This window comes from Lysobacter sp. F6437, assembly GCF_052547215.1.
In genome coordinates, this window is the sequence record NZ_JBQWRB010000001.1 from 624352 (window position 1) to 641612 (window position 17261).

Sequence of the window (17261 nt, forward strand, 5' to 3'; positions counted from 1 at the left end):
TTCCCGGCACGGTCCGGCATCGCCACAATCGACCGGCCCCGCCTGGCGGGGACCCCGCACTCCGCAAGGTCGAACATCGCAATGTCCAAATCCGCCCCGCTCGCCGCCGCCCTGGCAGACCAGATCGCCCGCACCATCGCCGCCGAGATCGGCGCGCAACCCGAACAGGCCCGCGCGGCGATCGGCCTGCTCGACGAGGGCGCGACCGTGCCGTTCATCGCGCGCTATCGCAAGGAAGTCACCGGCGGACTGGACGACACCCAGTTGCGCGACCTCGAAGGCCGCCTGACCTACCTGCGCGAGCTGGAGGACCGCCGCGCCGCGGTGCTGGCGAGCATCGATGAGCAAGGCAAGCTGACCGACGAGTTGCGCGCCGACATCGTGGCCGCCGACAGCAAGGCGCGGCTGGAAGACCTGTACCTGCCGTACAAGGTCAAGCGCCGGACCAAGGCGCAGATCGCCCGCGAAGCGGGGCTGGAGCCGCTGGCTGATGGCCTGCTGGCCGACCCCTCGCTCACGCCGGAGGAATTCGCCGCCGGCTTCGTCGACGTCGACAGGGGCGTGGCCGATGCCAAGGCCGCACTGGAAGGCGCGCGCGCGATCCTGATGGAGCGCTGGGGCGAGGACGCGGCGCTGGTCGGCGAGTTGCGCGAATGGCTGCAGGACGTCGGCCGCATCCATGCCCGCGTCGTCGAGGGCAAGGAAGCCGAAGGCGCCAAGTACCGCGACTACTTCGACCATGCCGAGCTGCTGGCGAAGATTCCGTCGCATCGCCTGCTGGCGCTGTTCCGCGCGCGCCGCGAGGAGATCGTGGTGCTCGACCTGGAGCCAGGCGCCGATGCCGAGGCCGGCCACGCGCAGGCGATGGGCCGGGTCGCGCATCACGCCGGCATCCGCGACGCCGGCCGTCCGGCCGATGCGTGGCTGCTCAACGCCTGTCGCCTCGCATGGAAGGCCAAGCTGCACCTGCACCTGCTGCTGGACCTGTTCGGCCAGGCCCGCGAGAAGGCCGAGGCCGAGGCGATCGCGGTGTTCGGCGACAACCTCAAGGATTTGCTGCTGGCCGCGCCGGCGGGGCCGAAGGCGGTGCTCGGGCTCGACCCGGGCCTGCGCACCGGGGTCAAGGTCGCCGTGGTCGACCGCACCGGCAAGCTTGTCGCGACCGACACGATCTTCCCGCACCAGCCACGCAACCAGTGGGACGGCTCGCTGCACGTGTTGCGCAAGTTGTGCGCGCAGCACGCGGTCGAGCTGATCGCGATTGGCAACGGCACCGCCAGCCGCGAGACCGACAAGCTGGCCGGCGACCTGATCAAGCTCGCCCCCGAGCTGAAGATGCAGAAGATCGTGGTCAGCGAGGCTGGCGCGTCGGTGTACTCGGCGTCCGAGTTCGCCGCGAAGGAGTTCCCGGACCTCGACGTGTCGTTGCGCGGCGCGGTCTCGATCGCCCGGCGGCTGCAGGACCCACTGGCCGAGCTGGTCAAGATCGAGCCCAAGGCGATTGGCGTCGGCCAGTACCAGCACGACGTCGACGGCCACCGGCTAGCGCGCGCGCTCGACGCCCGGGTCGAGGACTGCGTCAACGCGGTCGGCGTCGACGTCAACACCGCCTCCGCCGCGCTGCTCACCCGCGTGTCCGGGCTGTCGTCGACGGTCGCCGGCAACATCGTGGTATACCGCGACGCCAACGGCGCGTTCACCAGCCGCAAGCAACTGCTGAAGGTGCCGCGGCTCGGCGACAAGGCGTTCGAGCAATGCGCCGGCTTCCTGCGCATCGCCAACGGCGAGCAGCCGCTGGACGCCTCATCGGTGCACCCGGAGGCCTACCCGGTGGTCGAGCGGATCGTGAGCGACTGCGGCCGAGAAGTGCGCCAGCTGATCGGCGATGCCGGCTTCCTGCGCAGCATCCGGCCGGAGCAGTACACAGACGACAAGTTCGGCGTGCCGACGATCCGCGACATCCTCAAGGAACTGGAAAAGCCCGGTCGCGACCCCCGCCCCGAGTTCAAGGCCGCGCGTTTCGCCGACGGCGTGGAAGAGTTGAAGGACCTGCAGGTCGGGATGCTCCTGGAAGGCGTGGTCAGCAACGTCGCCGCGTTCGGCGCGTTCGTCGACATCGGCGTCCACCAGGACGGCCTGGTCCACATCTCGGCGCTGGCCGACCGCTACGTCAAGGACCCGCGCGAGGTGGTCAAGGCCGGCGACGTGGTCAAGGTCAAGGTGCTGGAGGTCGACATCCCGCGCAAACGCATCGCCCTGACCTGCCGGCTGGATGACAGTGCCCCGGCCCCGCGGGGCGAGCGCACCGACCGCGACAGCGGTCGTGTCGACCCACGCAACAACCGAACCGGATCGCGCGACGGTGCAGCGCGGGATGGCAGGCCGCGTGACGGTGGTTCACGTGACGGTGGGCGCGGCAACGCACGAGGCCCCCACCTCCGCCAGCCCGCTGCGCCAGCGAACAACGCCCTCGCCGCCGCATTCGCCAAGGCGAAAGGCGGCGCCTGATCACCAAGCGCGATTGGGCGGCTTTTCGTAGGAGCGGCTTCAGCCGCGATCGGAAACCGTGCGCCCGCACCGACTCCAGATCGCGGCTGAAGCCGCTCCTACAACAACCGTGAGCCTTCAGTCGCGCGCGCCGACTCCATGATCGCGGCTGAAGCCGCTCCTACAAGGGCGTGCCGGCGGTGCCGGACCCGCGCAACGGCGTGTCACGCCAGCGCCGCCTCGATATCACTGACCATCGACTCCGGCGGATCCTTCGGCGCATACCGCTTGATTACCTGTCCATCCCGCCCGACCAGGAACTTGGTGAAGTTCCACTTGATCGCGTCGATGCCGAGGATCCCGCCCTTCTCCCGTTTCAGCCATTTCCATAGCGGATGGGCGTCGTCGCCATTGACCTCGACCTTGGCGAACATCGGGAAGCTCACGTCGTAGCGCAACGAGCAGAACTGCCGGATCTCGTCCGCGTCGCCCGGCTCCTGGTGTCCAAACTGGTCGCACGGGAAACCCAGCACCACCAGCCCGCGCGGGCCGTATTCGCGCCAGAGCTTCTCCAGCCCGGTGTACTGCGGGGTGAAGCCGCACTGCGAGGCGACGTTGACGATCAGCAGCACCTTGCCGCTGAACTCGTCCAGCGTGCGCGGCTGGCCGTCCAGGTCGGTGGCACTGAAATCGTGGACGGTTTGCGGGGTCGTGCTGGACATGGTCGTGACTCAGTGACTGGTGGGCTGCGAAACCTTCTGCACCACCTCGGCGGTCTTCTCGTCGCGGCCGGTGCGGGCGATATCGGCCTGGGCGACGATACCGCAGACCGCGCCCGCATCATCGACCACCACCACCCGCCGGATCTGGTTCTGCTCCATCGCGGCGCAGCAATCGGCCAGCGACGCGCCCTGCCCGACCGTGGTGGCCGGCGTGGTCATGCAGTCGGCGGCAGTGGCTGAACCGACCTCGCGCCCTTCGGCCACCACCCGCACGACGATGTCGCGGTCGGTGACCACGCCGACGGGCTTGCCGGATTCGTGGCTTTCGACCACCGGAATCTGTCCGCAATCGTTCTGCATCATCATCCTGGCGACCTCGGCCAGCGAGGTGTCGGCGGTGCAGCAGGCGGGTTTGGGGGTCATGACACTGCTCAGGGACGTGCTCATGGAGGACTCCTGGGGGAACAGACTGCATAACCTGCCGCGACGGCGGTGGCGGGCACGTGAACCCCGCCGCGAAGTCCCGTGGCTTTCGTCATGGGCGGCAGGGGCAGCCGTACGGTACGCTGGAGGTTCCGCCAACGATTCCCTCGACGAGGTCCCTGTCCGATGAAGCATCCCCTCGCGCTTGCGCTTGCCGTCGCCCTTGGCACCGGCCTGGTTGCCTGCACCCAGACCGACGCCAGCACCCAGAGTGCCGACGCCCAAGCCGCCGATTCCCAAGGTGACGCCGCCGTGGCCGATAATCCGTTCTTCACCGAAAGCCCCCTGCCGCTGCACTTCCCGCGCTTCGACCAGATCAAGGACAGCCATTTCGGCCCGGCCTTCGATCGCGGCATGGCCGACCACCTGAAGGAAGTCGAGGCGATCGCCTCCAATCCGGAAGAGCCCACCTTCGACAACACCATCATCGCGCTGGAGAAGTCCGGCGAGATCCTGTCGCGCACCGCCTCGGTGTTCTTCAGCCTGGTCGGCGCCGATACCAATGACGCGCGCAAGGCGATCCAGGAGGAGTACGCGCCGAAACTGTCCGCGCACAGCGACGCCATCTCGCTGAACCCGGAACTGTTCGCGCGCATCCAGAAGCTGTACGACGGCCGCGACGGCCTCGGCCTCGATCCCGAGGGCGTGCGCCTGATCGAGCGTTACCACACCGATTTCGTCCGCGCCGGCGCCAAGCTGTCCGATGCCGACAAGACCCGCCTGAAAGAGATCAACACCGAGCTGGCTTCGCTGGGCACCACCTTCAGCCAGAACGTGCTGGCCGAGGTCAACGACTCGGCGATCGTGGTCGACGACGTCGCCATGCTCGATGGCCTGTCCGAACAGGCGATCACCGCCGCTGCCGAAGCCGCCAAGAGCCGCGGCATGGAAGGCAAGTGGGTGATCGCGCTGCAGAACACCACCGGCCAGCCGCCGAACACCTACCTCGAGAACCGCGAGCTGCGCGAGCGCATCCACAAGGCATCGGTCGCCCGTGGCAGCCGCGGCAACGAGTGGGACAACACCGCGATCGTCTCCAAGGTACTCAAGCTGCGCGCCGAGAAGGCGGGCATGCTCGGCTACCCGACCTACGCCGCCTACGTGCTCGCCGACGAGACCGCGCAGACCCCGCAGGCCGTCAACGACATGCTGCAGAAGCTCGCCCCGCCGGCGGTCGCCAATGCCAAGCGCGAGGCCGCCAAGCTGCAGGCGATGATCGACAAGGAACAGGCCGCCAAAGGCGAGCCGACCTTCGAGCTGCAGCCGTGGGACTGGGCGTACTACGCCGAGAAGGTCCGCCAGGCCGAGTACAACTTCGACGAGAACCAGCTCAAGCCCTACTTCGAGATGAAGAACGTGCTGGAGAACGGCGTGTTCTACGCCGCCAACCAGTTGTACGGGCTGAGCTTCAAGCAGCGCACCGACCTGCCGGTCTACCACGAGGACGTCACCGTCTACGATGTGTTCGACAAGGACGGCAGCCAGCAGGGCATCTTCATCTTCGACCCGTACCAGCGCGAGTCCAAGCGCGGCGGTGCGTGGATGAACTCCTACGTCGACCAGTCCGGGCTGACCGGCGACCTGCCGGTGGTGGCCAACCACCTCAACATTCCGGAGCCGGCCGAAGGCAAGCCGACGCTGATGACCTGGGACGAGGTCACCACGATGTTCCACGAGTTCGGCCACGCGCTGCACGGCCTGTTCTCGGACGTGGAGTACCCGTACTTCTCGGGCACCAGCGTGCCGCGTGACTTCGTCGAGTTCCCGTCGCAGGTCAACGAGATGTGGTCCGACTGGCCGTCGGTGCTGGCCAATTACGCCAAGCACTACCAGACCGGCGAGGCGATGCCGCAGGAACTGCTGGACAAGGTGCTGGCCAGCGCCCAGTTCAACCAGGGCTTCGCCACCACCGAGTACCTCGGCGCGGCGATGCTCGACCAGAGCTGGCACCAGCTGGCCGCCGACGCGATTCCCGCCCCGGACAAGGTGATGGATTTCGAGGCCAAGGCGATGGTCGCCAACGGCACCGACTTCGCGCCGGTTCCGCCGCGCTACCGCACCCCGTACTTCAGCCACATCATGGGCGGCTACGCGGCCGGCTACTACGCCTACATCTGGTCGGAAGTGCTGGACGCCAACACCGTGGCCTGGATCAAGGACAACGGCGGCCTGACCCGCGAGAACGGCGACCACTTCCGCGACAGCCTGCTGTCGCAGGGCGGCAGCAAGGACGCTTTGCAGCTGTTCCGCGACTTCACCGGCCACGAGCCGCGGATCGAGCCGCTGCTGGAGCGCCGCGGCCTGAACGCCCCGGTCGCCGACGATGCCAAGGTGCCCGACGCGCCGAAGGACGCGCCAAAGCCCGCCAACTGATCGGCAGGCAGCTGTAACAGAAGGCCGCCCGGAGCAATCCGGGCGGCCTTTTTTCATTGCCGGGTGGAACGTTCCCGGAACCACGCTCGTGGCGGCACCCAGGAGGACCGCGAAGGGGACTCAGGAAGCCGGAGAATCCTCCGGAGCCGCCACAGTGCGGGGATCCCCGCCGCTGCCCGCACCTTCGGCAAACAGGCCGCGATACCCGGGCGCCACGTGCGGCAGCAGTACCGAGGCCGGCACCTCCGCGGTCTGGATCCCGTCGGAATACGGCCCGACCTGGTACGGCGGGAACACGAAGCGGATCGCGGTGATCCTGCCATCGGCACCCACCACGGGTTCGAACTGGGAGAAATTGGCCGGGTCGACTTCGGTACCGTCATCGATCATGCGGCCGGCACTCCGGGCGAGTTCCGCGCGTTCCGCCGGGTCGAGCCCGTCGGCCTCTATGCGTTGGGACAGGGTCGTGTGCAATTGTTCACGCACATACCCTGCGATGGCCTCCCAGTCCCCGGCCCGTGGCACAAGCGCCCCCGCGGTCAGCAACTGCTGTTGTTCCGACACCCAGACAAACCGCGCCAGCAACGGTATGCCGTGGGCTCCGCCGGTATACATGCTGCCGTCGGCCGCGTAGGCCGCCAGTTTCGGGGTGTCCACGACCTCGGTGAAGGTGAGCGACAGGTCGTACATCGCCGATCCTTCGCTGCCCTCGCCCGCAGGTTGCGACTGCTTGCGTGCCTCGACCGCGCGCATCAGCTCGGCACGGGCTTCATCGGCATACGCCTTCAGTTCGGCGGCCAGCCTGGGATATTTGGCCGCCGACTGCGGATAGCTGATGCCGATCACGTAGTCGGAAGTGGTTTCGATGACGTCGCCCAGGTCCACTTCGGGTGCTTCGACGGCCGCAGGCGTGGTGGCGACTGCCCCCGCGTCGGCGTTACCGGTGGCGGGGCGGTCGCAGGCCGCCACCGCGGCAAGCATCGCCGCGACGGCAATGAGACGTTTCGCGAACGCAAGTTCCATGGACCGACCCCTTGTGGATGGGCCGACCTTATCGCCAGCGATGTGACGCCCGGATGCAGGCTGCGGCGGCTTACCAGTCGGTGCGCTGGGGCAGCAAACCGCGCAACTCGGCATCGGTCAGGTTGCGCCACTGGCCGATCTTGAGCCGCCCCAGCTTGACGTTGCCGATCCGCACCCGAACCAGTTGCTTGACCCGGAACTTGAAGTAGGCCGCCATCAACCGGATCTGCCTGTTCAAGCCCTGCACCAGCACGATCCGGAATCCGAACCGCCCCAGCTTGCCGGTCTTGCACGGCAGCGTGGTCTGGCCGTGGATCGGCACGCCCCTGGCCATCGCGCGCAGGAACTCGGGGGTGACCTCATGGTTGACCGCGACCAGGTATTCCTTTTCCAGCTTGTTCTCGGCGCGCAGGATCTCGTTGACGATGTCGCCGTTGCTGGTGAGCAGGATCAGCCCCTCTGAATCCTTGTCGAGCCGGCCGATCGGGAAGATCCGGCGCTCGTGGCCGACGAAGGCGACGATGTTGTCCTTGACCGAGGACTCGGTGGTGCAGACCACGCCAACCGGCTTGTTCAGCGCGATGTAGACGTGCTGCTTCTGGCCCTTGGCGGCGGTGCGCGCCCGCAGGGACTGCCCATCGACCCGGACCTCGTCGCCCTCGCCCACTTCCGAGCCGACCCGCCCACGCAGGTCGTTGACGGTGACCCGGCCCTCGGCAATCAGGCGGTCGGCTTCGCGGCGCGAGCAGAAGCCGCTCTCGCTGATGAATTTGTTGAGGCGCATGGGGTGGCTGGCACGGCAAGGGGCGCACAGGCTGGCACATGCCACACCCATTGGCGAGCACCGGGCGAGCGCGGGACGGGCTGGCGCGCAGCCCGGTCCCGCCCCGGTTCAGCCCAGCAGCTGGTTGAATTCCGGATGCCGTTCGGCCCACGCAGCCGCGTACGGGCAGGAAGGCCGGACGTTGAGTCCATCCGTACGCGCCTGCTCGAACGCCGCCAGGGTCAGGCGGCTGGCGATCCCGCGCCCCCCGATCGCATCGGGCACGGTCACATGGGTAATGTCCATGAAGCCTCCTTCGATGCGGTACTCGAGCTCGGCTTCGTGGCCTTCGACGGTGGTGGCGAAGCGCCGGCGCTCGGGTTGGTGGTGGACATCGGGGGAAGTGGTCATCCGGGGGTTCCTGCCGGGCTCGAGGGTGGGCTAGCGATTGTCGCGCTTGCCCTGGTTGTGACGGTCGTGGGTGCTGTTGCTGCCCTGGATACCCTGCATCCGGCTTTCGGCCGCGTGCAGTTCCTCGGCCTTGGCGGCGGCACTGGCGGACTGGAAGCCCGCGTTGGGCTGGTGCCCGTGTTCCGGATCGAGCGCCTGCCACGGCTGCGGCTGCTGGTCGTGCTGCTGCTTGGCCTCGAGCAGCTTGCGGGTGTTGGCCAGGGCCTTCGCGGGCGTGATCTTGCGCGGCTTCGTGGGGGACTTGCGGGCGGCCGTCTTCTTCGTGGGTTTCTTCGCAACGGCCTTCTTCGCGGCAGTTTTCCGCGGTGCGGCCTTCTTGGCGGTCGCCTTCCTGGCCGCGGGCTTCTTTGCGACCGACTTCCTGGCTGCCGTTTTGCTGGCGACCTTCTTCGCCACGGTCTTTTTCGCGACCTTCTTTGTCGGCGCCTTGCGGACGGCGGACTTCCGCACGGCTTTCTTGGCCGTCTTCTTGCTGGCGGATTTCCTGGCCGTGGTCTTCTTCGCCGTAGCCTTCCTTGCGGTCGTCTTCCTGGCAGCGGCTTTCCGGACCGGGGCCTTCTTCGCGGCGGTCTTCCGGGTGGCAGCTTTTTTTGCAGTCGTCTTCTTCGCTGTTGCTTTCTTGGCTGCTGCTTTCTTGGTTGCCTTCTTCGCGGTCGTCCCGGTCGCGGTTTTCCGCGCCGTGCCCGGAGCCTTCCGGGCGGTCTTGCGGGCTGGGGTCGTGGCCATGCAGTCCTCCATCGGGGGTATCGAGGGACGCGCCAGCTAACGTTCGAATGCGCGCCTTCAGGTCACGTCATCGCGTGACATGGTTTCGATACCACGCCCTGCATTTACGCGGAGTGAGCATCGACGGCCGGCGGCAGCGTGCGGGCGTCCACGGCGGAGTGTGACGCAGTACGTCATTCGTGCCGATGCCAAGCACCTCTGAATCCGCTTGACTGCCCGGCGTGGCATGGAATCTGCGTTGGCTCCTGTGCGGGCATCGACCTGCACAGGCACCGGCGACCGGCGGCCTGGACGAACCAGGAGATTGTCATGACCGACCTGTACTCCCGTGCCAACGAAGCCGACAGCGACGACGCCCTGGTGGCGCGGCTGTACGAACTGGCCTGTGGCGAAGACACCGGCGAACTTGCCCGGATCGACGCGCTGGTCTATGAGCGCCTGATGCAGGCTTACGGCGACGACGAGCAGGCGGCGGCCGCCTGAGGCTTCAGCCGAACGACGGGTTCACCAGCCGCTGCAGGAAAACGCCTGCGATCCGTGGCTCCATCAACAGCATGAACAGCACGCCGTAGATCGCGCCTGACAGGTGCGCATTGTGGTTGGTGTTGTCGCCGCCCTGCCGGTCCATCCAGATCGAATAGCCGACGAAGAACGCGCCGTACACGATCGCCGGCACCGGCAGGAAGAACACGAAGATCAGCGACCACGGCTGCACCAGGATGAACGCGAACAGCACCGCCGACACCGCGCCCGAGGCGCCAAGGCTGCGATAGCGGCTGTCATGCCGATGGCGCAGGTAGGTCGGCAGGATCGCTATGACTATGGCCGACAGGTAGAACAGCAGGAACCCGATCGGCCCGATCATCGATCCGATCACCTGCTCCGCGATCCGGCCGAAGAAGAACAGCGTGATCATGTTGAACAGCAGGTGCTGCCAGTCGGCATGGATAAAGCCGTGTGTCAGCAGTCGGTCGTACTGCTTCTGGCGGTCGATCGCGGGCGGCCACAGGATCAACCGGTCCAGCAGTCGCGGACGGTCGAACGCCAGCCACGAGACCAGCACGGTTACGGCGATCAGGATCAGGGTCAGCATCGGTCAGGCGGTCCTGTAGTTGTCTTGCATGGGGTAGTGCTTCGCATACATGGCGAAGGCCAGGGCCGCCACGAACGCGAACGCCGCGAAGAAGAACATCAGGAACGCGTTCTCGCTGTAGCCGGTACCGGCAATGCTCGCGGTCACCGCCTCGTTGCGGACCGCGGCGTTGGTGATCAGCACCCACAAACTGCCGAAGGTGCTGGTGAGATACCAGAATGCCATGATCACGCCCTTCATCGACTGCGTGGCCTGGCTGTAGGCGAACTCCAGCGCGGTCGCCGACACCAGCACCTCGCCGAAGGTCAGCAGCGCGTAGGGCAGCGTCTGCCAGGCCAGCGACACCTCGTCGCCGCCGTCGATCCACAGCTGGATGATGCCAGCCGCGACCCACGCCACGCCGGAGAACGCGATGCCCCAGCCCATCCGCCGCAGCGCAGTGACCTGGAAGCCCATGCGCCGCAGCGCCGGGTACAGCACGATGTTGTTGAACGGGATCAGCAGCATCACCAGCAGCGGATTGAGCGCCTGCATCTGCGCCGGCTCCATCACCAGCCAGCTCGGCCACCACCAGCTGTCGTGCGGCACCACCATCTCGCGGCCCTGGATGATCCAGGTCGAGGCCTTCTGGTCGAACAGCGACCAGAACGGCGTCACCAGCGCGAACACGATCAGCACCCGCAGCACGCCGCGCACGCTGTCGACCGCGGCGTCCGGGTGACGTCCGCGTGCGCGATCCAACTGCATCGAGGTGCCGACGCCACCGAACGCGATCAACGCGCCCAGCGCCAGGCAGGCACTGATGACGAAGCCGAAATCATCGGGCCACCAGCCAGGGGCCATGCCGCGCATCGACAGCGCCCACAGCAGCAGCAGGCCGACCGCGACGGCCACGCCGATGGCGGCGATTACCAGTCCCGCCCGTCCCTGCCCCGGCGCCCGCGCCAGCAACGCCGTGCGTGAGACCGAGAGGAACGAGTCCGGATCCGTACCCGACGGCAGGACGTTGACGTACTGCTTGCGCCCCAGCCAGAACACGAACGTCGCGATGAACATCAGCACGCCCGGCACGCCGAACGCCACCGACGGCCCGTAGTGGCTCAACAGCAGCGGTGCGAACAGCGAGGCGAAGAACGAGCCGAAGTTGATGATCCAGTAGAACGCGTCGAAGACGATCTTCGCCTTGTCCTTGTTGCTCTGGTCGAACTGGTCGCCACAGAACGAGACCACCAACGGTTTTATCCCACCCGACCCGAACGCGATCAGGAACAGGCCGCTGAAGAACCCGACGCGGCTGTCCTCGAACATGGCCAGGCAGGCGTGGCCGGCGCAGTAGATCAGCGAGAACCACAGGACGGTGTTGTACTTGCCGAAGAACCGGTCCGACAGCCAGCCGCCCAGCAGCGGGAAGAAGTACACGCCGATGACGAAGGTGTGGAACACGTCCTTCGCCGCCGACTCGCGGTCGAGACCCGCCGGGATGTACTGCAGCAGCACCGAACTGATCAGGAACGGCACCAGGATGTTGCGCATCCCGTAGAAGCTGAAGCGCTCGCACGCTTCGTTGCCGATGATGTACGGGATCTGGCGGGGCAACTTGCCCGGGCGACTGAGCGTCTCGGTGGCTGTCGTCATCTATCGCAATTCTGGAAATTCCAAGGGCGCAAGCCTACCGGAAGCACGCTTCGGGCGGGCTGCCGGCTCAGTCCCACTCGCTCAGGCCTTCGCGCTCATAAAGCAGTGCGAACGACGGGCGTGCCTTCATCCGCCGCGCGTGCGTGGCGAGGTGCGGCCAGTTGGTCGCCGGCTGCCGCGTCCCGCGCGCCCAGCGCATCAGCATGGTGAGGTAGAAATCGACCGCACTGACCTGCTCGCCCAGCATGTACGGGCCGTGCGCGGCCAGGTGCGCGTCGAGCCGGGTCCAGGCCGCCTCCAGGCGCGACTGCGTCAGGTCGAGCGCGGCGTCGGTATTCGCCTCGCCCGCGGCCTCGGCCGGGTACCACCAGGCACGCAGCTGCGGCTGCACCATGTTGGCGAGGTGGAACATCCACTGGTAATACGCGCGGCGGCGCGGGTCGCCGGATGCGGGGGCGAAACCCGCATCGGGATGGCTGTCGGCGAGGTGCATCAGGATTGCCGCGGCCTCGAACATCGGCTCGCCGTCGATGACCAGGGTCGGCACCACGCCGGCGGGATTGAGTACGAGGTATCCGGGCGACTTCTGCTCGCGGCTGGCGAAGTCGAGCAGGCGCAGTTCGGGCGGCTGGCCCAGTTCGATCAACAACCAGTGCACCGCCATGCTGGCGGCGCCGGGCGAGTAGTAAAGGGTGTACATGCGCGGCTCCGTGTTCGAGAGGTTGGAGGTCGAAGCGCCCAAGTCTAGGCGCAAGCCGTGCGCCCGGATGGGACGCTGCGCCCCGTCACCGAAATGACTTGGGGCCCGGGCCGCCGCGCAGCTGCGGCGTTACCATCGACCGATCACTTGACGAGACCTGCCGATGATCCGCACCCGCGAACTGCGTCCCGCCCTGTTTTCCACGCTGGTGGCGAGCCTGCTGCTCACGCCCGCCCTGCCCGCCTTCGCGCAGGACGCGCCGCTGACCACCGTGTCCGAGCGCAGCGGTTTCATCCAGACCGGCCGCTACGCCGAGGTCATCGAGTTGTGCGACGCGTTCGCCGCGCGCTATTCCGATGCCGTGCGCTGCGAAATCTTCGGCACCACCCCGGAAGGCCGGCCGATGAAGCTGCTGGTGGTGTCGCAGACCGGCGCCTTCACCCCCGAGGCGGCGCGCGAACAGGGCTTGCCGGTGACGTTGATCCAGGGTGGTATCCACGCCGGCGAGATCGACGGCAAGGACGCCGGCTTCCTCGCGTTGCGCGAGATGCTCGAGGGCAAGCTGGCGCCGGGCGTGCTGGAGAAGCAGGTGTTCCTGTTCGTGCCGGTGTTCAACGTCGATGGCCACGAGCGCTTCGGCGCCTGGAACCGGCCCAACCAGCGCGGCCCGGAGCAGATGGGCTGGCGCACCACCGCGCAGAACTACAACCTCAACCGCGGTTACGTGAAGGCCGACGCGCCGGAAATGCAGGCGATGCTCGGCCTGATCAACCAGTGGGACCCGCTGGCCTACGTCGACCTGCATGTCACCGACGGCGCCAAGTTCCGCCACGACGTGTCGATCCAGGTCGAGCCGGTCAACAGCGGCGACAAGGCATTGCGCCAAGCCGGCACCGAATTGCGCGATGCCACCATCGGCTATCTCACCGAGCAGGGCGCGCTGCCGTTGCCGTTCTATCCATCGTTCGTGCAGGACGACAACCCGGCCTCGGGTTTCATCGATGGCGTCTCGACCCCGCGTTTCTCGCATGGCTACATGCAGCTTCGCAACCGGCTCGGGATGCTGGTGGAAACCCATTCCTGGCGTGACTATCCGCACCGGGTCAGGACCACCCACGACGCGATCGTCGCGGTGCTGCAGCAGGTCGCCGAACACGGCAACGAATGGCAGGCACTGGCCGAGGCGGCCGACAAGCGCGCGACCCGGCTCGGCGGCGATCCGGTGGCGCTGGACTACAAGGCCAGCGACAAGTGCCACACCATCGACTTCCTCGGTTACGCCTACACCCGCACGCCGTCGGAAATCTCCGGCGCGACCATGACGCGCTACGACGAAACCACGCCGGAAACCTGGCAGGTGCCGCTGTGCGACGACATCCACCCCGCGCTGGTGGTCGAGGCGCCCGAGGCTGGCTACCTCGTGCCGGCCGCGCACGCCGGTTGGGTCGCCGAGCGGCTGGACCGGCATGACATCGACTACCGCCGGATCGAGCAGCCCCTGTCGAACGCCAAGGTAGAGACGTTCCGCGCCGACACCGTGAAGTTCGGCGACGCATCGTACGAAGGCCACCAGCGGCTGGAACTGGAAGGCCAGTGGAAACCGGAGACTCGCGACGTCGCCGCCGGCGCACTGTTCGTGCCGATCGCGCAGCCCAAGTCGCGACTGGTGATGCAGGTGCTCGAGCCGAAGGCCGGTGATTCGCTGGTGGCCTGGGGCGAGTTCAACAACGCGTTCGAGCGCAAGGAATACATGGAAGCCTACGTCGCCGAGGAGGTCGCCCGCGGGATGCTGGCGAAGGATCCGGAGCTGAAGGCCGCGTTCGAGAAGCGCCTGCGCGAGGACGCCGAATTCGCCGCCAGCCCGCGCGCACGGCTCGATTACTTCTATCGCCTCCACTCCTCGTGGGACGACCGCTACAACCTCTATCCCGTGCTGCGGACCGACCGCGCCCCACGCTGAAGGAGACCCGGATGAACCTGCCTGCCGCCGCTCCACGCCTGACATTCTCGCTCGCGGTCGCGCTCCTCGCGGTCGCTTGCCAGCCCGAAGCCGGTCGCGAGGACCCGGTGCCTACCGCCCCGGCAACGACCGACCCGGCCGCACCGACCCCCGTGCCCGCCGAAGCCACCGCCGACACCTTCCACTGGCAGTGCGACGAAATCGGGGTGGCCTCGACCTACCTCGATGATTCCCAGCGCGTCGCCCTGGCCTTCTCCGGACGCGAGCTGGAGTTGCCGATCGCGGTCTCGGGCTCCGGCGCGCGCTATGCCGACGACGCCGGCAACGAGTTCTGGACCAAGGGCGACAGCGGCACCCTGAGCCTCGCCGCCGAGGCCGGTAGCGAAACCGCCAAGCGCGAATGCACCCGCTCCGAGCGGCCGTCGCCGTGGTTCCAGGCTGCGGAACGCGGGGTCGGCTTCCGCGCCGGCGGCGGCGAGCCGGGCTGGTTCATCGAGGTCGATCGCGGCGAGAACCCCGAGCTGCGGGCCACGCTCGACTACGCGGAACGCACGATCGAGGTAGCGAAGACCGCGGCTCTTCAGGGCGATTCATCCGGCTACACCGGCGCGACCGCGGATGGCACCGACGTGGTCCTGACCATCACCCGCGAGCCCTGCCAGGACGGCATGAGTGGCGAATGGTTCGAGGCCGGCGCAACGCTCCAGGTCGGCGACATGACTTATCAGGGCTGTGGCGCTTTCCTGGGCGACTGACGCACGCTCCCTGCGATCGCCGCAAACTCCGGCCCGACGAGGCGCAGGTTCTTCTGCAGGTACGCGCGCAGTTCCACGCCGGGGGCATCCGGCTTCGCGCCACCCAGGTGCGAGTGCAGCATCGTTTCCATCAGGTAGACATAGGCCTCGCGTGGCAACGGGTCGACCGGCGAATGACCACCACCGGGCTCGACGTACAGGCTGACCTGCTTGCCCAGCAATTGCAGTCGAGCGGCGTAATGAATCACTTCACGGATGGCCACCGTGCGATCCGCGCCACCGGCGAGTATCAGCAACGGACGCCGCAGTTTTTCGGCGTTGGCCACGGGCGATTGCGCGTGCAGGCGCGCGTAGGTCTCCGGGTCGGTCGGATCGATCGACAGCGCGCGCAGCATTGCAATCAGCGAGCCGTCCGGCCGCGCGCCCTGGTCGCCGGCATCGACCAGCCATTTCATTGACCAGCCGAAATCCGCCGGCGGTGCGCCGGCCACGCCGACCTTGAACAACTCCGGCGAGAACGTCACGCCCAGCAGCGTGGAATAGCCGCCGAAGGAATGGCCGACGATGCCGACCCGCTCAGGATCGCCGACACCCTGCGCCAGCAGGTAGCGCACGCCTTCGACGATGTCCTGCTGCACCCGACCGTTGCCGTAGTCGCCATGCGACGCGAACATATAGTCGCGGCCGTGCCCGGTCGAGCCACGGAAGTTGGACTGGAACACCGCATAACCGCGGTTGGCCAGCAGCTGGGCGATGCCGTCGTAGCCGGGCCGGAAGTGGTTGATCGGACCGCCATGCACCTGCGCCACCAGCGGCACGCGCGCGGGATCGGCTCCCGGCGGTAGCAACAGGAAGCCATGCACGCGCATGCCATCGGAGGCACGGTAGGTGAACGGAATCTTCTGCGCCAAGGCAGTCTCCGGCAGCGGCCGGGATGCCTTCACCTCCTGGGCGAGGATGCGTCGAAAGGCGCCGCTGCGCGGATCGTAAAGATGCCAGCGCGGGTCGCGCAGGGTGCTGTCGCGCTCCGACACCAGCCAGTACGCGCCGGGCCCACGGCCGACATCGATCTCGAGATCACGTCCCGCAAAGTGACTGCTGATCGCGGCCACCCGGTCCTCCGCCGGACCGATGCCATAGCTGGCCGCGACCGTACTGCGGTAGCTGGCGATCAACGGTTGCCCGGTGACGGGGTCGAGCGCGAGCCCGTCCAGGTCGGCCTCGCCGTGCGGATCGACGTGCAACGTGTGCAACCCGCCCTCGCGGTCCAGTCGCAGCACCCGTTTGAAGTTGCCACCAGTGTCGCCGCGCAGCAGCAGGTCGCCCTGCGCGGTGATGCCCAGCAACGAGGCGCGCGCCATCGGTTCCACGCGTCTCGCGCTGCGCAGCGTGCCGTCCGCGTCGACGCGATGGATCGCGTTGTGGTCGCCCTCGGACCTGGTCAATGCCACCAGCCGACCACTGGCATCGAAGGCCACTTCATGCACCCAGTGCGGATCCTCCCACAGCGGGGTGCGTCGCCCGTGCGCGTCCAAACGTACGATGCGCCAGCGCTGGCCACTGGCGTCGCGAACACGCTCGCGTAACACCACTGCGGCAGGTTGTGACGGATCGACCCGCATCACTTCGCGTTGCTCGCTACCTCCCAGCGGGATGCGTATGCCGCCGCCATCGAGGCCGAGGATCGACAGCGTGCGCGGGGCGATGACGAACAGCCAGCGTCCGTCGCGGGACCAAAGCAACTGCTCGGCCTGGGTCCGCGCCAGCAGTCGGCGCGCCTCGCCGCCGGCCTGGGTCGGCAACAGCCACAGGCTGTGCGCCTGACCCTGCGTGCGCAGGTAGGCGACGTGACGGCCATCGGGCGACAACTGCACAGCGCGTGGCGCGTGGTCGCTGACGAACGCCGTCCGTGGGTGGCGCGGAGCCGCGGGACGGGCGCGTTCGGCGGCGACGGCCGCATGTAGCGCGGCATCGCTGTCGTTGGCGCGCGCGAGGCTGGCGGGCCACAGCAGCGCGCAGCAGGCCAGCGCCCCGATGAATGTCGGGATCGGGATCATCGTGATTCTCCAG

General features: G+C 67.5%; 15 protein-coding genes. 5 read left to right on the forward strand and 10 right to left on the reverse strand.

From position 1 onward, the window contains the following. Nucleotides 1-81: 81 nt before the first annotated feature. Nucleotides 82-2508 carry a Tex-like N-terminal domain-containing protein gene (locus ACT9F5_RS02795; RefSeq protein WP_445118402.1) on the forward strand — a complete coding sequence of 809 codons (2427 nt, stop codon included), beginning with the start codon at nt 82-84 and terminating at the stop codon, nt 2506-2508. A 203-nt stretch (nt 2509-2711) separates the two neighbouring features. On the opposite strand, the gene ACT9F5_RS02800 is transcribed toward ACT9F5_RS02795, so the two are convergent. Beyond that, nucleotides 2712-3209, reverse strand: coding sequence for a glutathione peroxidase (locus tag ACT9F5_RS02800; protein ID WP_445118403.1), 498 nt, complete (start codon nt 3207-3209; stop codon nt 2712-2714). A gap of 9 nt (nt 3210-3218) precedes the next feature. Further along, a complete protein-coding gene (locus tag ACT9F5_RS02805) occupies nt 3219-3656 on the reverse strand; it encodes a CBS domain-containing protein (protein ID WP_445118404.1) in 438 nt (145 codons plus the stop codon). Nucleotides 3657-3818: 162 nt separating this feature from the next. Between ACT9F5_RS02805 and ACT9F5_RS02810 the strand changes: the two genes are divergently transcribed. Next, a complete protein-coding gene (locus tag ACT9F5_RS02810; protein ID WP_445118405.1) occupies nt 3819-6065 on the forward strand; it encodes a M3 family metallopeptidase in 2247 nt (748 codons plus the stop codon). Nucleotides 6066-6185: 120 nt separating this feature from the next. Here the strand turns inward: ACT9F5_RS02810 and ACT9F5_RS02815 are convergent, their stop codons facing one another. From ACT9F5_RS02815 to ACT9F5_RS02830, 4 genes are all read right to left on the reverse strand, one after another. Continuing rightward, nucleotides 6186-7088: a PdaC/SigV domain-containing protein gene (locus ACT9F5_RS02815; RefSeq protein WP_445118406.1), complete on the reverse strand. Its 903-nt coding sequence runs from the start codon at nt 7086-7088 to the stop codon at nt 6186-6188. Nucleotides 7089-7158: 70 nt separating this feature from the next. Then, nucleotides 7159-7872 carry a pseudouridine synthase gene (locus tag ACT9F5_RS02820; RefSeq protein WP_445118407.1) on the reverse strand — a complete coding sequence of 238 codons (714 nt, stop codon included), beginning with the start codon at nt 7870-7872 and terminating at the stop codon, nt 7159-7161. Between the two features lie 108 nt (nt 7873-7980). Continuing rightward, the gene (locus tag ACT9F5_RS02825) at nt 7981-8262 is read right to left on the reverse strand and encodes an N-acetyltransferase (RefSeq protein ID WP_445118408.1); all 282 of its coding nucleotides are present in this window, start codon (nt 8260-8262) and stop codon (nt 7981-7983) included. 30 nt (nt 8263-8292) lie between these two features. Beyond that, on the reverse strand, nt 8293-9048 hold the full coding sequence (locus tag ACT9F5_RS02830; RefSeq protein WP_445118409.1) for a hypothetical protein: 756 nt from the start codon (nt 9046-9048) through the stop codon (nt 8293-8295). Nucleotides 9049-9357: 309 nt separating this feature from the next. Here ACT9F5_RS02830 and ACT9F5_RS02835 point away from each other — a divergent pair, with 309 nt between their 5' ends. Beyond that, nucleotides 9358-9531 carry a hypothetical protein gene (locus ACT9F5_RS02835; protein WP_445118410.1) on the forward strand — a complete coding sequence of 58 codons (174 nt, stop codon included), beginning with the start codon at nt 9358-9360 and terminating at the stop codon, nt 9529-9531. A 4-nt stretch (nt 9532-9535) separates the two neighbouring features. On the opposite strand, the gene ACT9F5_RS02840 is transcribed toward ACT9F5_RS02835, so the two are convergent. The 3 genes from ACT9F5_RS02840 to ACT9F5_RS02850 all read right to left on the reverse strand — a co-directional run bounded on the left by ACT9F5_RS02840 (nt 9536) and on the right by ACT9F5_RS02850 (nt 12476). Next, nucleotides 9536-10141 (reverse strand): rhomboid family intramembrane serine protease, encoded by a 606-nt coding sequence (locus ACT9F5_RS02840; RefSeq protein ID WP_445118411.1) that lies wholly within the window; start codon nt 10139-10141, stop codon nt 9536-9538. A 3-nt stretch (nt 10142-10144) separates the two neighbouring features. Beyond that, nucleotides 10145-11776 carry a POT-type proton-dependent oligopeptide transporter gene (locus ACT9F5_RS02845; RefSeq protein WP_445118412.1) on the reverse strand — a complete coding sequence of 544 codons (1632 nt, stop codon included), beginning with the start codon at nt 11774-11776 and terminating at the stop codon, nt 10145-10147. Nucleotides 11777-11843: 67 nt separating this feature from the next. Beyond that, complete coding sequence (locus tag ACT9F5_RS02850) at nt 11844-12476, reverse strand: glutathione S-transferase N-terminal domain-containing protein (RefSeq protein ID WP_445118413.1); 633 nt, start codon at nt 12474-12476, stop codon at nt 11844-11846. A gap of 163 nt (nt 12477-12639) precedes the next feature. Between ACT9F5_RS02850 and ACT9F5_RS02855 the strand changes: the two genes are divergently transcribed. Both ACT9F5_RS02855 and ACT9F5_RS02860 read left to right on the forward strand, forming a co-directional pair. Further along, a complete protein-coding gene (locus ACT9F5_RS02855) occupies nt 12640-14436 on the forward strand; it encodes a M14 family zinc carboxypeptidase (protein ID WP_445118414.1) in 1797 nt (598 codons plus the stop codon). 11 nt (nt 14437-14447) lie between these two features. Next, nucleotides 14448-15191: an MliC family protein gene (locus tag ACT9F5_RS02860; protein ID WP_445118415.1), complete on the forward strand. Its 744-nt coding sequence runs from the start codon at nt 14448-14450 to the stop codon at nt 15189-15191. On the opposite strand, the gene ACT9F5_RS02865 is transcribed toward ACT9F5_RS02860, so the two are convergent. Beyond that, on the reverse strand, nt 15161-17248 hold the full coding sequence (locus ACT9F5_RS02865; RefSeq protein ID WP_445118416.1) for a prolyl oligopeptidase family serine peptidase: 2088 nt from the start codon (nt 17246-17248) through the stop codon (nt 15161-15163). The two genes, ACT9F5_RS02860 and ACT9F5_RS02865, sit on opposite strands and share 31 nt — an antisense overlap. Between the last annotated feature and the right edge of the window lie 13 nt (nt 17249-17261).

Coding starts and splice junctions, on each gene's coding strand:
- ACT9F5_RS02815 (WP_445118406.1), bottom strand. CDS start 7,088: ATGGAACTTGCGTTCGCGAAACGTCTCATTGCCGTCGCGGCGATGCTT.
- ACT9F5_RS02805 (WP_445118404.1), bottom strand. CDS start 3,656: ATGAGCACGTCCCTGAGCAGTGTCATGACCCCCAAACCCGCCTGCTGC.
- ACT9F5_RS02850 (WP_445118413.1), bottom strand. CDS start 12,476: ATGTACACCCTTTACTACTCGCCCGGCGCCGCCAGCATGGCGGTGCAC.
- ACT9F5_RS02825 (WP_445118408.1), bottom strand. CDS start 8,262: ATGACCACTTCCCCCGATGTCCACCACCAACCCGAGCGCCGGCGCTTC.
- ACT9F5_RS02830 (WP_445118409.1), bottom strand. CDS start 9,048: ATGGCCACGACCCCAGCCCGCAAGACCGCCCGGAAGGCTCCGGGCACG.
- ACT9F5_RS02800 (WP_445118403.1), bottom strand. CDS start 3,209: ATGTCCAGCACGACCCCGCAAACCGTCCACGATTTCAGTGCCACCGAC.
- ACT9F5_RS02845 (WP_445118412.1), bottom strand. CDS start 11,776: ATGACGACAGCCACCGAGACGCTCAGTCGCCCGGGCAAGTTGCCCCGC.
- ACT9F5_RS02820 (WP_445118407.1), bottom strand. CDS start 7,872: ATGCGCCTCAACAAATTCATCAGCGAGAGCGGCTTCTGCTCGCGCCGC.
- ACT9F5_RS02865 (WP_445118416.1), bottom strand. CDS start 17,248: ATGATCCCGATCCCGACATTCATCGGGGCGCTGGCCTGCTGCGCGCTG.
- ACT9F5_RS02860 (WP_445118415.1), top strand. CDS start 14,448: ATGAACCTGCCTGCCGCCGCTCCACGCCTGACATTCTCGCTCGCGGTC.
- ACT9F5_RS02795 (WP_445118402.1), top strand. CDS start 82: ATGTCCAAATCCGCCCCGCTCGCCGCCGCCCTGGCAGACCAGATCGCC.
- ACT9F5_RS02855 (WP_445118414.1), top strand. CDS start 12,640: ATGATCCGCACCCGCGAACTGCGTCCCGCCCTGTTTTCCACGCTGGTG.
- ACT9F5_RS02835 (WP_445118410.1), top strand. CDS start 9,358: ATGACCGACCTGTACTCCCGTGCCAACGAAGCCGACAGCGACGACGCC.
- ACT9F5_RS02840 (WP_445118411.1), bottom strand. CDS start 10,141: ATGCTGACCCTGATCCTGATCGCCGTAACCGTGCTGGTCTCGTGGCTG.
- ACT9F5_RS02810 (WP_445118405.1), top strand. CDS start 3,819: ATGAAGCATCCCCTCGCGCTTGCGCTTGCCGTCGCCCTTGGCACCGGC.